Raw genomic sequence first — 14,326 nt, 5'->3', positions numbered from 1 at the left:
CCTTTTTTGTGCAAACTCAACAAAGGTGTTCACAATGAATAAAGAACATATTTCCAAACAATTTGATGCTGATCTTGAAGAAGCACGAACGCGTGTTTTACAAATGGGCGGTTTTGTAGAGGAACAAATTGAGCGCGCTATTGAGGCACTGACCACAGGCAACGAGGAACTGATTGACCAGGTTATCGAATATGATCACCGCGTCAATGCGATGGAGGTATCTATCGATGAAATCTGCAGTCAGATTATAGTTCGCAGACAACCAACTGCGGTTGATTTACGAATGATTGTCATGATCATTAAAACCATCACGGATCTTGAACGCATCGGTGATGAAGCACAAAAAATAGCGCGCATGGCACGATTGATATACACCAATGATCGTTTACAGATACCGCGCTTTACGGAAATCAAGCATGTCGCCAGCATCGCCATGGATATGGTAAAAAAGGCCCTCGATTCTTTCGCGCGACTGGACCCGAATTCTGCCTCAAAAATTGTGCGGCAGGATGAGTTTGTAGACGAAGAATTTCGCTCTATTATGCGTCACTTGATTACTTTTATGATGGAGGATCCGCGCAAGATATCCACCTCAATCGAAATATTATTTATTGCAAAGGCGATTGAGCGCATTGGTGATCATGCAAAAAACATGTCTGAATATGTCGTATACATGGTAAAAGGTAAAGACGTTCGCCATGTGTCACTGGAAGAGATGGAAAAAGAAATACAAAAATAAATAACTCATTTAATTGGACAGGACAGTTTCTCATCGATTCCAGCAAGTAGCAACATCTGCGCCGGCACCTTGTAATCCGGTATTTGTCAATGTTAGCGTTCCACAGAAATCACCGGCCATCGAACCGACAGGTACTGCTTGCAAGGTAAACGTATTGTTCGCGACAGCCTGAATTGAAACCTGATATTGCATATTCCCCGTTCTGGGAGACTGTGCTAAAGGTATGACAACCGCATTTCCTGCAAGATCCTGATCATAGCGATTGTTTTCCGTATAAAACTGTTCCATGAACTGGGCGTTCTCATAAAGAACTGTCTTCGCCACGCCACGATTCGTATCCCTGACATAATTCTGATAGGAAGGCAGGGCAACGGCCGCAATTATGCCAACTATTGCTACAGCTACAAGCAACTCAATCAATGTAAAACCACATGAACCACTTTTTTTTCTATTGTATTTCATTTCTACCTTCCTTTTGTTACTTTGTTAAAACGGAACCTGGCAACCGCTACACATTGACAGCAAGCTACCAAATTAAACACCACCCGCACTTGTGGCAACAATGAACGATATTTTTACGTACACACATATCATTTACAACACTATTGAATCAGTTCGCGCCAGGTAATTCTGCCACGAAGACCCGCCAGTCCTTTCGTTGCAGGTGTCTTGATTAATGTACCATCCGCCCTCGAAGAAACCAATACGTCCTCAAGTGTCCCCCGGATTCTTGTTACACCTCCTACAGAAAAACCAATCTCAACCCCTGCTGACAATCCGTCATCAAAACCTATACGATTATTTCTGTTAATATCGAATGCAGGAAATGACAGCATCCCGCCTGTTAAAAAATCAACTGTATTTACAAATCCCCTGCCACCAAAATCACAGGGAGAAGCTGAGGGAATTATCGTAGTAAAGGTAAACAGACCGTCTTCAAGTGCGGGAATACCGGTCAATCGCTCACCACTGATTGGCAAATCAAAATACCACCCTTTTACTGATGCAGAATAATCTACAGGATGTTGTGAGGCAGTCCGTACGGAAGCATCCGTAATTACTTGCTGCACCAGGTCACCGACTGTTATTGTTGCAGAAGTGTTGTGATCCCAGACACCATAGATACTTTGCGTATCGGTGTTGGTCGTATCACCAGTTTCCAGATATTTGCCTGTGCCAAACAGCACTAATTGACCTCCATCAGGATGTAAACTGATAACCGGTGGCGCAATCACCGGTTTTTGTGTGCCTGATACAAACAGTGGCAGACCGCCAATCGCAACATTCCAGCTTGATGGAGAAGCGGAACTTACATCGAATTTCCATAAATTACCCTTGATATCACCTGCGTAAACGACATCAATCAATCCGTTTCCATTCGAATCAAATGGAATTGGTGTCGACAGACCGTTATTGGGCCCTGTATCAGCGACAAGCTTGATATAGTCCGTACCTGCAGTCCAATTGCCATCTTCGCCGCCCGATATGAACAGTATGTACAAGACCGCCTTGCCGTTATCACTATTGTAGCCATTGCCGACGATAACTGCCCACTTGCCGTTTTCCATTTTTGCAATCTGTTTGGCCTGGCCGGTAAATGCATTCACTGGCGGATAGTTGTAGCTATAACCCACATCGGCATCATCTGCATCCGAAAATTCCCATAGAAGCAGATTTGCCGCGTTGGCTGTTGTAAATGCTGGCGCAGAGCCTGAAACCCCTGACGGGTTGGTAACATCAAGTGCAAAATAACCTTTACCGCCGCCATTCAGAGCACCGACCAATACACTTTTCCAGCTTGGTGATGAACCTGTATATGCGTCGCCAACCATCGGGGAACCATCGACAAAATAACGATGATTGGCGTTATATTCCTTGTCGGTCAATCTGCTTAAATTAGCATATACCATACTTGGAATATACGTAATGATCTCCTTACCGGCATCTGCAGCAGAACAGCCTGAAGTTATACCAGGCAGGCAGGCATTAAAACCATGCAAAATACCATCATTTGACCCGACATACACAACCGGCAAACGATCTTGGTAAGTAGAATGAAACGCAGCATACCCCGGATGGTCCACATCAGAATAACCGGCGCGCGGTTTTCCGACATAAAAGGGCCCTGAATTCACAATATCACCAAGCTTGCTGGTTGTGCGGTTACGGAATTTATTGACCGTGGTGGCGCTGGCACAATTGAATGTCCCTCCCGCGCCTTCATGATTACCGCTCCCTCTCAAAAAAGTGACTCTTTCAGGACCGCAATTATCAGTCACACCCGCTGCGTTTTTATCCAGGTAACCTTTCTGGGCAGTTGTCAGATTTGAATATTCGAATGCAACACCATCTGAACTGCCCTTTGTGATGACAACACGCGACGTCGGATTAATGGATGCAGCGGCAAGCGAGACCGAGCCGGCTTCCCACTCTGTAGCACCCAGATTACCGGCTGCATCAATCGGAATTGATAAAAGCTGTCCGCTCCAGTCACCACTGTTGAACTTTGCCTGATAAATCCGCCCGTTCGTCATCAGGGAATTTGAGTTGGCGGCCACGGCTGATGCCGAACCTGTTCGCGCAATAATGGTTGATAATGTATTGGATAAAGCGCTGGCGAAAACATTGGGGTCTGCGGCACTGAAAAACTCTCCTCGACTATTGACAGCAGCATGCCAGAGATCGTCAATCTTTGCAGGCGTTTCATCATTACCCGTTGGATCAGGCCATGTCTCCGAACCCGTTGGCAATGTACTCAAGGCACCGCTTACACCCAGGCCTACGGTAAACGTTACCATATGCTGCCAAAAAGCCGGGTCTGAGGGGTTAGTCGGCACATTATTGTCCATGTCCGGACGCAAATCATTTTTCCAGTAATACATAGCAATGTCAGCAAGCGTATCACTGTAACCATCGGCAAAAGGAAGCTCCGGCGTATAAGTATATGTCGGGGGTGTAGGCGGTGATGAATGGTTAGTGATGGTGGAGCCTGCTGTATTATCAACATTGCCGACTCCTGGTGAAGGATCGTCAGTATCATGCCAGTAACCGTCGGTCATCAAAATATTATAGTTCTGGCGACATTCATATTCTACGCCACCACTCGAGCCCGGCGTTTCGCTCCACGGCCCTCGATCATCATTACGCTGATAATATTTTCCAACATAATCAACCGAATTTCGCAGTGGTGTGCCGGCAGCGCGTAGTGTATATCCATACAGATTATCGAAAAAATCTGTCTTGTTTGCGCCGACAAATTGCCGGACCCCTTTAACAATAACCTCGGTCGAAACGCCGTCAATTGATTCTGAATTTTTGTTAATAGCAGCAAAGCCGACACGCATGGTATTGCCCTGTTCGGCGAAAGCCCGGCCAATACCGGCGCGTGCCAGCAGTATGCGAGATCGGTAATACGTATACCAGTTTGCAAAGTTCTGGATCTCTTCATCGTAAGTACATGTGAATACGGCGGCGCAATCCAGGCGATTGGCTCCCCCAGCGTATGTTGGCGTCGAGGATCTGATCTCAACTTGTGTATAACTGCTGGCGGAATTCACATTACCGCCGTTATATTTGAAGTATACCGCTGGGTAAAAAGTTCTTGACTCCCACCAGGATCGATCGCCATTATCCATCAACCAGCGAGCAGTTTCGGTATTGTTGACGGTAAGGTTGCGGCATCCCTTACCGGTAATCATCGGATTGTGTGGCGCACAGGTAGGGTCTGCATTACTCATCAGCGACCCATCATGATTGCTCCAGGGCAGGTAGCTTACTGTCGGATCGTAGTAAATGTTGTTGACATAACTGGAGCGCAAGGAAGCGGTGTATTTATTGGCCGGATCAAAATCTACCACATAATTGGAATAATCGCTGCCGCCATAAACATCATTGGCACGAGGAAACATGTAACGTACGGATTGAATAATCAAATGCTGCGGCATGATTTCAAACTGCATCGACCCGGAATCATCCAGGGTAAACATCACATTTGGCGAGATATTTCCGCCCAAAAAAAGCGGACCGTTTGATAATGGCGGCAATGCATAAATTGGCTTTACAAATACTGCCTGAGAACACACAAAACTTATTAATAATATCGAACGTACTAGATTTTCAATCATGATCGCGACACCCTATGTAAATTTCCAGTTGCTTTATATCCATGCGCAAGTCTTAGGGTCTGAAAATTTCCTGTAACTGCACTTCTGTTCCCTGTTTTGCTCCCAGTGCCCGCGCGGTAATACGGTAGTAATAACGAACACCATTACCCGGCGGTGTTTTCCTAATTCCTTCGATAATATATGTGGGCGCGGGCACACCCGCTGGCAGGGCCGGCGCAGTAAAATTGACACCGTCCACATTGAATACAGTTCCGGGCACATAGCTGATTGGGCAATCCGGCGTACAGTACGTGACCCAAGCAGGATTTCCGGGATTTCCAGGCTCTCCCGGTGCTGAAACACCTGCTCCGTAGTAGCATAGCCCGTTTGTGCAAACATTATCAAAACCAGTCACGCCATCAATGGGGCTTGGTGTATTTGTCGCCGGATCATTATCACGGATATGTTGCTCTGCATATCGCAGCGCCATTTCGGCTGCCTGAAGTGCGAGATTCCGGTCTCGCAGGTTACCGCTCATTCGTTCTTCCAAACCGGCTGTCCGCATTGCTGTAGTTCCGAACAGTGTCAGTACTACTAAAAAAATCAGACCTGTTGCAAAAGTTGCGCCGGCTTGACTTTTTGGCAGTGAATAAGACGTTATCATGGCAATATATTGATACGGTTACGTAAATTGAATGTGGCAGTAAACGCGCGCCTTAATCGACCATCTGCAGGGACAGCTGCCAATGCACCGCTACAGTCCCGGTAATTATTTCCGACGGAAGCAATGTTGTTCTGGTCTGAGCGCACGAGCACACAAACCCGCGCAGTGACTACCTGATCCCAGTCAGCTGGCGTATCAACATACTGGTTTGCTGATTGATCGCCAACAGTGTCAATACCGTAAAGAATCTGAAGATCTTCTATGTTTTCGACCAGCACAATACCCGAAGGGGGAGCGGCCGGCAAAGCTGGAGCTGGATCAATTTCGCCATCGCACCTTAATTGTGCATTGGCCACGTCTACATTAAAGTAATTCTGGATAATATTGTCAGCAGCCGTTACTTGAGTGCCCTCACAGTCATTGTCACCAATAACGCCATCGTATTGCACAGTCAATGTATCTGGAACGCCGCCGCCTCCATCGATACCGTTTATTGGCACACCCGAGAAAGCCACTTTAAATCCTGCGAACGGAATATCAGCATGCCCCGCCTGTTTAATGCTTCGACCAATAATCTCGAGCGCAAAACGGCCACTTTCCTGAATACGGGCATTTTCCTCCTGTCCGCGAAATGTCTGGCTGCTGCTTACAAACACGGTACCAATAGCCAGCAGTATCACCAGGCCGAGCGTTAAAGCAATCATCATCTCAACCAGAGTGAAACCACTTTGTCCGGATTTTTCAAATTGCATCATGGTGAGAACCTGGTTAGGAAACAACGTGTTTCAGGGGACACAGCTCCTTGGCATCCACCGCCTCTGTCTTTCTCTGTCCACATTATGGTAATGAGATATCCGTTAACCAAATCGCCAGAGACCGTTCCCTGACCATTTGGCAGCAGATTAGCATTGGCTGCATTCCACTGAGCATGGTCATACACGGCCATTTGATCGGCATCGCATTCAGCTGCAGTGCAATCATTACTGGCTGGAATACTTGTTGTCAGATCATTGTAAGAACCATTCCTCACACCTGACAGATTGGCGCGCATACGGTCAGCGATATCATGCGTTTGATGAATTGCAACAGAGCGATAATGCGCTGTGGTATTGCTCTTCATACCCGTCATTATCAAACCGGCCATGCCAAGTAAACCCAGCGAAAGAACCAGTACAGTGATCAGCACCTCCAGCATACTGAAACCGCGAACATGGTTCATTTGCAAGCCACAGCTTTGATGACCTAACATGCTGCTGTCCCTTTCTCTGTACGGACACGTCCCTGGTTATTCAAAATCACTGCCCTTGAGTGAGCGGAGCCGCGACTGTCGCATAAAGAAAACGTACTATTAAAACCCATGGAAAAACCGTTCGCTGAAAATGTCACCCGTAAATCACCACCAGCTGTCTGAAGTGTGTTTCCACCGGCAAATGCGGCTGTTACCTGGATAACTTCTTCACCGGCATCAACCACCCCGTCACTATTTGTGTCCGCAAATACAATCCATCCGTTCGACCAAACAGTTCCACCTGTACAGGCGGCACCACTGGTACTCGGACAAATTGTGGCAGGGCTGTTTCGTTTAATTGCCTCACTTTTTGTCAGCATAATTGAAGATAAAATGCTGTTGCTTTGCGCGGTTATTCTGCTTTCCTGCACAAATTCCTGATAATTTGGAGCCGCCACAGCCAGTAAAATACCTGCTACACTTAAAGTAACGAGCAGCTCTATTAGAGTAAAACCTTTGTCGATTGCTAAATTATTCACTTTTCACTTCTGACAACGATCTCGAATTATCTTTTTTACGGTAGAAGTTAAGAATGACTTTAGCTTTTTTTGAATTCCACCAGTGCATCTGTACTCGCCCTTTTTAGATTCAAACCACATCGCTAACTTCCGTTAATTGAGTCTTTACCCGCATGCATCTGTATTGTTTTTTTATTCAATAAAATCAATAGTATAAATATGAAGCAGCATACAATTATTGTAGGGGCGGGCATCATTGGACTGGCAACTGCTGAGAAGATGCTTCGAGAGGGTTTTAATGTATTACTTCTGGAGCAGGGTAAGGTAGGGAAAGAGGCTTCATGGGCTGGTGGCGGTATTTTATCGCCACTTATTCCATGGAATTACTCTGAAGCTGTTACACGATTAACACAATACAGCGCCAGGATTTATTCAGATTGGACATCTACATTGCATGCACTCACAGGAACCGATCCAGAGTACACCAAATGTGGAATGTTTATTTTACCGCCATACAACATCAAAGCCGCGATGAACTGGTGTTCAGAATATGATATCAGAATGCACCTGTCGAATTTATCTCGACTTATACCTTCCAAAAACTTCGAAGCAATCAACCGTTGCGATAGGATGCAACAGGCAATCCATTTACCCGATATTGCCCAAATCCGCAATCCGAAGTTGTTACAAGCACTTCATCAACGCGTAATTCAACTGGGAGGAGAAATTATTGAAAGCTGCAAAGTACAGCATTTAATTGTCAAGCAAAACAGCGTGAAACAGCTTCAGACATCTTCCGGTCGATTTGCCGCTGATTACTACATCATTGCTGCTGGCGCATGGAGTACACAGATTCTGGGACAACATGCACACAACCTGATCATCAAGCCAGTTTGCGGTCAAATGCTGCTGTTTAAATTTCAAAATCCACCTATACCAGCCATTCTGGTTCAAAACAGCTCATATCTTGTCCCGCGTAAGGATGGCCATCTTCTGGTCGGGAGCACTTCGGAAGAAAAAGGTTTTAACAAACAAATTACAGCTAACGCAAAAAAACAACTCATGGAAAAAGCGCTTACTGTCTTACCTCAATTATATAAAATGCCAATCATACGCCAGTGGTCAGGACTTCGCCCCGCATCGCCACAGAACATACCAACTATTGGCCAACATCCTGATTTAACCAATCTGTTTATCAATAGCGGCCATTTCAGATACGGCGTGACAATGGCTCCAGCCAGCGCAGAAATTTTGACTAACGCCATCATGGGGTTATCTCAACCAATTGACACGAATCCCTATCAGGCTGGCTGGATAAATTATTCACATAAGTCGCGTCATGAAGTTTAATATTTTTGGCCGCTCTGCTTACGCCAGCCAGACCTTATATGGTTTCACAAGCCTTGTGTTTCTGTTGCGCGGAGTATCCTGTAATTTTCCGATTCGCAACGCCTGCAGCTGTCAGCGGCATTTAACTCACAGCTGCTTTGGCCGTACACCCACTTTAATTTGAATATTCTTTTTCTTTTTGCTACGAATTATCGTTACTGTTACTGTTTCTCCCGGCGGGAGTGCGGCAACCTTGTTAAGCAACTCAGAGGAGTTTTCTACGGGCTCGCCTTCTATAGCGATCATGATATCGCCAGGCTTAATGCCGGCTTTGTCAGAAGGCCCGTCTTTAAGAACGCTCGCAATCAATGCGCCAGTCACGCTATCCAGATTAAACGAATCAGCCAGTTCCTTGTTCATATCCTGCATACTGACGCCAAGCCAGCCACGAATAACACGACCGGACTGAATAATCTGTTCCATGATCTCTTTTGCAATATGAATCGGAATAGCAAAACCGATACCCAGAGACCCACCAGATCGAGAATAAATTGCTGTATTGATACCAATCAGGTTACCATCAGTATCCGTTAGCGCTCCGCCTGAATTACCGGGATTAATTGCTGCATCTGTCTGAATAAAATCCTCAAAGGTGTTAATACCTACTTTTGTACGACCCAGTGCACCTATGATACCCATGGTGACACTCTGACCAACGCCAAACGGATTACCGACAGCCAGTACGACATCGCCAACTTTGGCCTGATCAGACTGACCAAAGATAATTGTTGGCAAATCCTCCAATTCGATTTTCAAGACTGCCAGATCGGTTTCCGGATCAGACCCGATAACAGCCGCTTCTACCTTGCGTCCGTCGGACAATGCCACTTCCACCTCATCCGCAGCCTCTATGACATGAAGATTGGTTAAAATATAACCATTAGAACTGACAATAACACCCGATCCGAGATTGGATCTGCGTCGCAATCGGGGTTCAAGCTGCTCGCCAAAGAATCGCTGAAAAATTGGATCATTCAACAGCGGATGCTGCGGTGTTTCCTTTACCGCCTGCCGGGTAAAAATATTTACTACGGATGGCATCGCCCGGCTGGCTGCTTCATAATAGCTGTCAGGCCTGGATTCAATATAGCTAGACGTTGTTTCCTTGATCGTTACCAGTTCTCCACGTGGCGTCCAGGGTAACAATTCAGGACGCAGCGTAGAAACTACAAAAAAAATTGCCAATAGGATTGTTGCAGTTTGTGCAAAAATCAACCAAAGCCTGTACATATATGCTGACCACTCCAAGATAATATAATCGCTTTTTATCGCGATTCGTAATTTAGTGCAACTACACAGGACAAAGCGCATGCATAGAAACGAGCTCGAACACTACGTAAATCAATTACTGGAAATACCCCGTTTCAAGGATTATTGTCCAAACGGCCTGCAAGTAGAAGGCCGTGAGAATATACATACAATAGTAACGGGCGTAACAGCATCGCGCGCATTACTGGAAGCTGCTGTGACATATCGCGCAGATGCCATTCTAGTGCATCACGGTTATTTCTGGCGCGGAGAAAATGCATGCATTACTGGAATGAAAGCCCGACGGCTTGAAATGCTGTTAACAAACAAAATCAATTTATTTGCCTTTCATTTGCCACTGGATTACCACACCGAGCTTGGCAACAATGCACAACTGGCAAAACGGCTGGAGTTTATCGAAACCGGCCGGTTTGGCGAACAAGATATTATTGTACATGGAAAACTTGCCGAACCTATGCTTCTGTGCGCACTCGGTGAAAAAATCTTACGGGTTCTGAAACGGGAACCGCTTGTTATCGGCAACTCTGAACAAAGTATCCAACGTATCGCCTGGTGCACAGGCGCGGCCCAGGGTTATATTGATGAAGCAATTGCACAAAATGTCGATGCCTACCTGACTGGTGAAATCTCTGAGCAGACTGTACACGCCGCGCGTGAATCAGGCGTGGCATTAATTGCTGCGGGACACCATGCTACTGAACGGTATGGCATACAGGCACTTGGCGAGCATTTGTCAACAAAATTCGGCCTTCAGCACCTGTTTATCGATATTGACAATCCTGTTTGACGCTTACTGGTTCAACATAAACGACACAAACATTCAGTCATCTTTGTCTTTTTTCTTTTTCTTTGAAAACATCGTCCACCAGATGATAAAAACAAACAGTCCCAGCGCCGCAGCCGCCTCAACCAACAATAGCCACCAATTGTTTTCCATATATATAAAATTTCAAGCTTGCTGTATAGTTAATATTTAAATTGTAACTCTAACCAATATTTGATGAAAAACCAATCCTGTTTTTCAATTATCTTAATATTGCTTGCACTGCTCGCCGGTTGCACAAGTAAAATCACTGAATCACCCGGAACAGTCAAACAGACCGACAAACCTGAAATAAAATTACCGGATGAAACACGCCTATCAACGCATGTTGTAGCGCACTGGCCAAACCTTCCGGGCTGGTCTGAAGACGATCTCTATGCAGCATGGCAGGCTTTTAAACAAAGCTGTTCCGTATTGAGACAACAACTGATTTGGCAGGAAGTCTGTAACGCTGCGACGAACATGCAGGCAACGGATAACAAAAGTCTGCGGATGTTCTTTGAGAATCAATTCACACCCTATCAGGTTATCGCCAATGACGGCAATAAAAAAGGGCTGGTTACTGGTTATTATGAACCGTTACTGCACGGCAGCCGTCAGCCGTCGGAACATTATCGCTATCCAGTGTATGGCGCGCCGGATGAATTACTGACAATAGATCTTGGTACGCTTTACCCCGAGCTCAAAGATTTACGGCTACGCGGCCGTCTCGATGGTCGCAGGGTTGTACCATATTACAGTCGTGCAGAAATCATGAGCGATCCAACTATTTTGAAAGGCCACGAATTATTTTGGGTAAATGATGAAGTTGAACTGTTTTTCCTGCAAATTCAGGGTTCGGGGAGAATTCTGCTCGAGTCCGGCGAAATTGTGAAAGTCGGTTTTGCCGACCAGAATGGTTATCCATACAATTCAATCGGCCGAATTTTGGTACAGCAGGGCGAACTGCCTTTGGAAAAAGCTTCCATGCAGGGTATCAAGCAGTGGGGGCAGCTGAATCCGGACAAATTGCCTTTATTACTTGAGCAAAATGCACGGTTTGTTTTTTTTCGAGAACTGCCTGAAGATCTGAGTGGTCCTATTGGCGCGCTCGGTGTTCCACTAACTGCGGGTCGTAGTATTGCAATTGATCCTCGATCGATTCCACAAGGCGCGCCTGTTTTTCTTGCAACAACATGGCCAAACACTGACAAACCGCTCAATCGTCTAATGGTAGCCCAGGATACCGGCAGCGCAATCAAAGGCGGTATCCGCGTGGATTTTTTCTGGGGGTATGGTCCAGAGGCGGCAAGCCAGGCCGGTAGAATGAAGCAACAGGGCAGCATATGGGTGTTGATGCCAAACAGTTATACAGTCCCGCAACTTGCGCAACAATAAAATCTGTCAATACGCATTATTGGGTGGTGGACTGCATTGAATTGTGCACCGATTTGTCCTGAATAGCCTGTTCGGGTTTTTTTCTGGGCAAGTGAGCAGGCAATTTGAGCCTCGCCAATTTTAAAAGCGGGCCGCCACGAAGTCTAATGGCGTCTTTCAATGTATCATTATTTCCTTCTTTAATACTGAGATACAATTGCAGATAATCGTTCTTCTCGGTATTTTCATAACCATCAGGCGGTGCCCCCGGATTATACAGACCGAAAGACAGCGACATATCCGCAGTCAAAAAAACAAGATCGTCTGCGAGCTGTGCCTCGGCATACTCAAGATGTGTGGGATCAACATAAACCACTACCTGCTGCTCAAGCGTTAAAGTAATTTCATCTTTGCGGTGACCTGAGAAAGACAACTCAACCTCCATCAGTTCATCATCGGTGACCATTTCATCGTCTTGACCGGCCTCGCTATTAACCTGGGAATTAGGAACAACTTCAGAAATAACTTCATTCATGAAGTTTTCCTGCTCTTTTTCCACATTTTTCAATGCCTCGATTTGTTCATCAACTGTATTTCCGGAGTCATACAATTCATGAATCGCCATAATGGTTTTTTGACCCGCTCCGGGGATATCAATTTCATCATCGAGAAAACCCAGAATGGGATCATAATCCAGCTCAACTTCCAAGGGATACGGCACATTATCGTTTGTATTGACTTCTCCTCGCATAAACAATGTGACCACAATTCTCCTGTTGCTGTACGGATCGAGCTGCATGCCGAGTGGCACTGGCCTCAAAATAATATGCCCAGTACTTTTCAGGTGCACATCAAGTGTCACCAGCCATCTGTCTTCAAAAGGAACTATTGAAGCATCCAGATTATTGGAAAGCCAGTCCGGTATCAAATCGAAAAATTTCAGTACGCCAGTGGCTCTTATTTCCTGACGATTATCTTCGCCGACTTCATCGCCTACAAGAATTTCTGTTTCAAAAAATTCATGGTCATCATCCTCGATCGGCACATCCACATCCGGATCAGGTCTTTCTCCGGTTCCGAGCGCTTTAGCAACCATCCCGGATACGGCCTCAATGTTAAAAACATCGTTCAATATCCTGGGAATACTGCCATTATCAGGGATCGGGACGCATAAGATACTCGATCTGCTGTGTGTATCAGCTCGAACCTGCTCTAGCCTTCGATGAAAATAATTGTTCAAATATTCGTATTCCGACGAAAATCCCTGATTCTCAAACTCCGAGAGACAGTGGGTGATTTCATACTTACGATATATCGCTCGTGATTCTAATCTTTGAGAAAAATATTCGTTTATTGAATCTACATCACTCATATGAAAATAGCTTTGGTATGAATCATGACTGGCAGACTAGTACTCGACACAACCCAGCCCATGGATGTTGACAAGCCCACTCAACCCGGCAATATCAAATTGATAGAGTACTAGTTGAATTATTGTACAACGAAATGAATTATTAATTGTATTCCACCAACTATTCATTCACCCTGAGCATCCAAACCTCTTTCCTGGTGACGTGCAATAAAACTTCATAATTTCAACTGATTTTGTTTGAATGTATGAAATTAATGAAAGAGTAATAAAACAACCTCAAATTTAAAAAATCAGAAATTGATGGGATTGATACATTTTGTGGTATTCAGTCTGTATTCATGTTTGACTGTATATAGTTCAACCGTCTGACACATGTTTGAAACATTTATAAACTAAACGGAGGGTTCCAATGAAAACCAGAACGGTAACACCTGTCAACATAGTGCTTACAATGCTGCTTGGGCTGATACTGGCGATACCCGCTGCAGTTGAAGCGGGAAGGGGCCACCACCGGTTTGGTCATACGCATCATCACCACCATTATTATAACTATGGCCACGGGCATTCACACAAACACCATCGACATTACAAGAAGCGACACTACAAACGCCATCATTACAATCGTCATAATCCTTATTACGGCGGCGGCTATAACAGAATTTACAGCCCGCCGCAGCAATACTACAACAGGCCGTATTACAATCAGCCGTATTATAATACCCGCCCCGGATATAATTATGGTCCAAACGTTATCAGCTATCCACCAGCAGCGGGTTATGCCTACCCACCACAGGTTATGCTAGGCGTTAATACCGGAAATGCAAGCTTTATGTTACGCTATTGAACTCATGCACCTGCGGGGAAC

Annotated in this window: 13 protein-coding genes; 5 read left to right on the top strand and 8 right to left on the bottom strand. The window is 45.5% G+C overall.

Translation table 11 applies throughout. The features are described 5' to 3' along the window. Nucleotides 1-34: 34 nt before the first annotated feature. Entirely contained in the window at nucleotides 35-739 is a 705-nt protein-coding gene (phoU, locus tag BMY62_RS06035; RefSeq protein ID WP_090657681.1) for a phosphate signaling complex protein PhoU, read from the top strand. Between the two features lie 30 nt (nucleotides 740-769). On the opposite strand, the gene BMY62_RS06030 is transcribed toward phoU, so the two are convergent. From BMY62_RS06030 to BMY62_RS06005, 6 genes are all read right to left on the bottom strand, one after another. After that, on the bottom strand, nucleotides 770-1,201 hold the full coding sequence (locus BMY62_RS06030; RefSeq protein WP_090657679.1) for a type IV pilin protein: 432 nt from the start codon (nucleotides 1,199-1,201) through the stop codon (nucleotides 770-772). 140 nt (nucleotides 1,202-1,341) lie between these two features. Then, the gene (locus BMY62_RS06025; RefSeq protein ID WP_256207452.1) at nucleotides 1,342-4,863 is read right to left on the bottom strand and encodes a pilus assembly protein; all 3,522 of its coding nucleotides are present in this window, start codon (nucleotides 4,861-4,863) and stop codon (nucleotides 1,342-1,344) included. A 52-nt stretch (nucleotides 4,864-4,915) separates the two neighbouring features. After that, the gene (locus BMY62_RS06020) at nucleotides 4,916-5,506 is read right to left on the bottom strand and encodes a pilus assembly PilX family protein (protein WP_090657675.1); all 591 of its coding nucleotides are present in this window, start codon (nucleotides 5,504-5,506) and stop codon (nucleotides 4,916-4,918) included. After that, a complete protein-coding gene (locus BMY62_RS06015) occupies nucleotides 5,503-6,261 on the bottom strand; it encodes a PilW family protein (protein ID WP_090657673.1) in 759 nt (252 codons plus the stop codon). The genes BMY62_RS06020 and BMY62_RS06015 overlap by 4 nt, the downstream gene beginning before the upstream one ends. Continuing rightward, nucleotides 6,258-6,755, bottom strand: coding sequence for a type IV pilus modification protein PilV (gene pilV / locus BMY62_RS06010; protein WP_090657671.1), 498 nt, complete (start codon nucleotides 6,753-6,755; stop codon nucleotides 6,258-6,260). Before pilV ends, BMY62_RS06015 begins: the two co-directional genes overlap by 4 nt. Next, on the bottom strand, nucleotides 6,749-7,273 hold the full coding sequence (locus BMY62_RS06005; RefSeq protein ID WP_090657670.1) for a GspH/FimT family pseudopilin: 525 nt from the start codon (nucleotides 7,271-7,273) through the stop codon (nucleotides 6,749-6,751). Before BMY62_RS06005 ends, pilV begins: the two co-directional genes overlap by 7 nt. 198 nt (nucleotides 7,274-7,471) lie before the next feature. Here BMY62_RS06005 and thiO point away from each other — a divergent pair, with 198 nt between their 5' ends. Continuing rightward, the gene (thiO, locus tag BMY62_RS06000; RefSeq protein ID WP_090657669.1) at nucleotides 7,472-8,602 is read left to right on the top strand and encodes a glycine oxidase ThiO; all 1,131 of its coding nucleotides are present in this window, start codon (nucleotides 7,472-7,474) and stop codon (nucleotides 8,600-8,602) included. 126 nt (nucleotides 8,603-8,728) lie between these two features. On the opposite strand, the gene BMY62_RS05995 is transcribed toward thiO, so the two are convergent. After that, nucleotides 8,729-9,871 carry a Do family serine endopeptidase gene (locus BMY62_RS05995; protein ID WP_090657667.1) on the bottom strand — a complete coding sequence of 381 codons (1,143 nt, stop codon included), beginning with the start codon at nucleotides 9,869-9,871 and terminating at the stop codon, nucleotides 8,729-8,731. A gap of 79 nt (nucleotides 9,872-9,950) precedes the next feature. Between BMY62_RS05995 and BMY62_RS05990 the strand changes: the two genes are divergently transcribed. Together BMY62_RS05990 and mltA are read left to right on the top strand one after the other, a co-directional pair. Beyond that, a complete protein-coding gene (locus BMY62_RS05990; protein ID WP_090657665.1) occupies nucleotides 9,951-10,697 on the top strand; it encodes a Nif3-like dinuclear metal center hexameric protein in 747 nt (248 codons plus the stop codon). 213 nt (nucleotides 10,698-10,910) lie between these two features. Continuing rightward, the gene (gene mltA / locus BMY62_RS05985; RefSeq protein ID WP_090657663.1) at nucleotides 10,911-12,110 is read left to right on the top strand and encodes a murein transglycosylase A; all 1,200 of its coding nucleotides are present in this window, start codon (nucleotides 10,911-10,913) and stop codon (nucleotides 12,108-12,110) included. Between the two features lie 16 nt (nucleotides 12,111-12,126). On the opposite strand, the gene BMY62_RS05980 is transcribed toward mltA, so the two are convergent. After that, a complete protein-coding gene (locus tag BMY62_RS05980; protein ID WP_177170304.1) occupies nucleotides 12,127-13,461 on the bottom strand; it encodes a hypothetical protein in 1,335 nt (444 codons plus the stop codon). 409 nt (nucleotides 13,462-13,870) lie between these two features. Here BMY62_RS05980 and BMY62_RS05975 point away from each other — a divergent pair, with 409 nt between their 5' ends. Further along, nucleotides 13,871-14,305, top strand: coding sequence for a hypothetical protein (locus BMY62_RS05975; protein ID WP_090657659.1), 435 nt, complete (start codon nucleotides 13,871-13,873; stop codon nucleotides 14,303-14,305). The last annotated feature ends 21 nt before the right edge of the window (nucleotides 14,306-14,326 follow it).

It is taken from the genome of Nitrosomonas marina, assembly GCF_900111605.1.
GTDB classification, from domain to species: Bacteria; Pseudomonadota; Gammaproteobacteria; order Burkholderiales; family Nitrosomonadaceae; genus Nitrosomonas; species Nitrosomonas marina_A.
The sequence above is the reverse complement of the archived record's forward strand: the minus strand, read 5'-3'. Positions and strand labels throughout refer to the sequence as shown.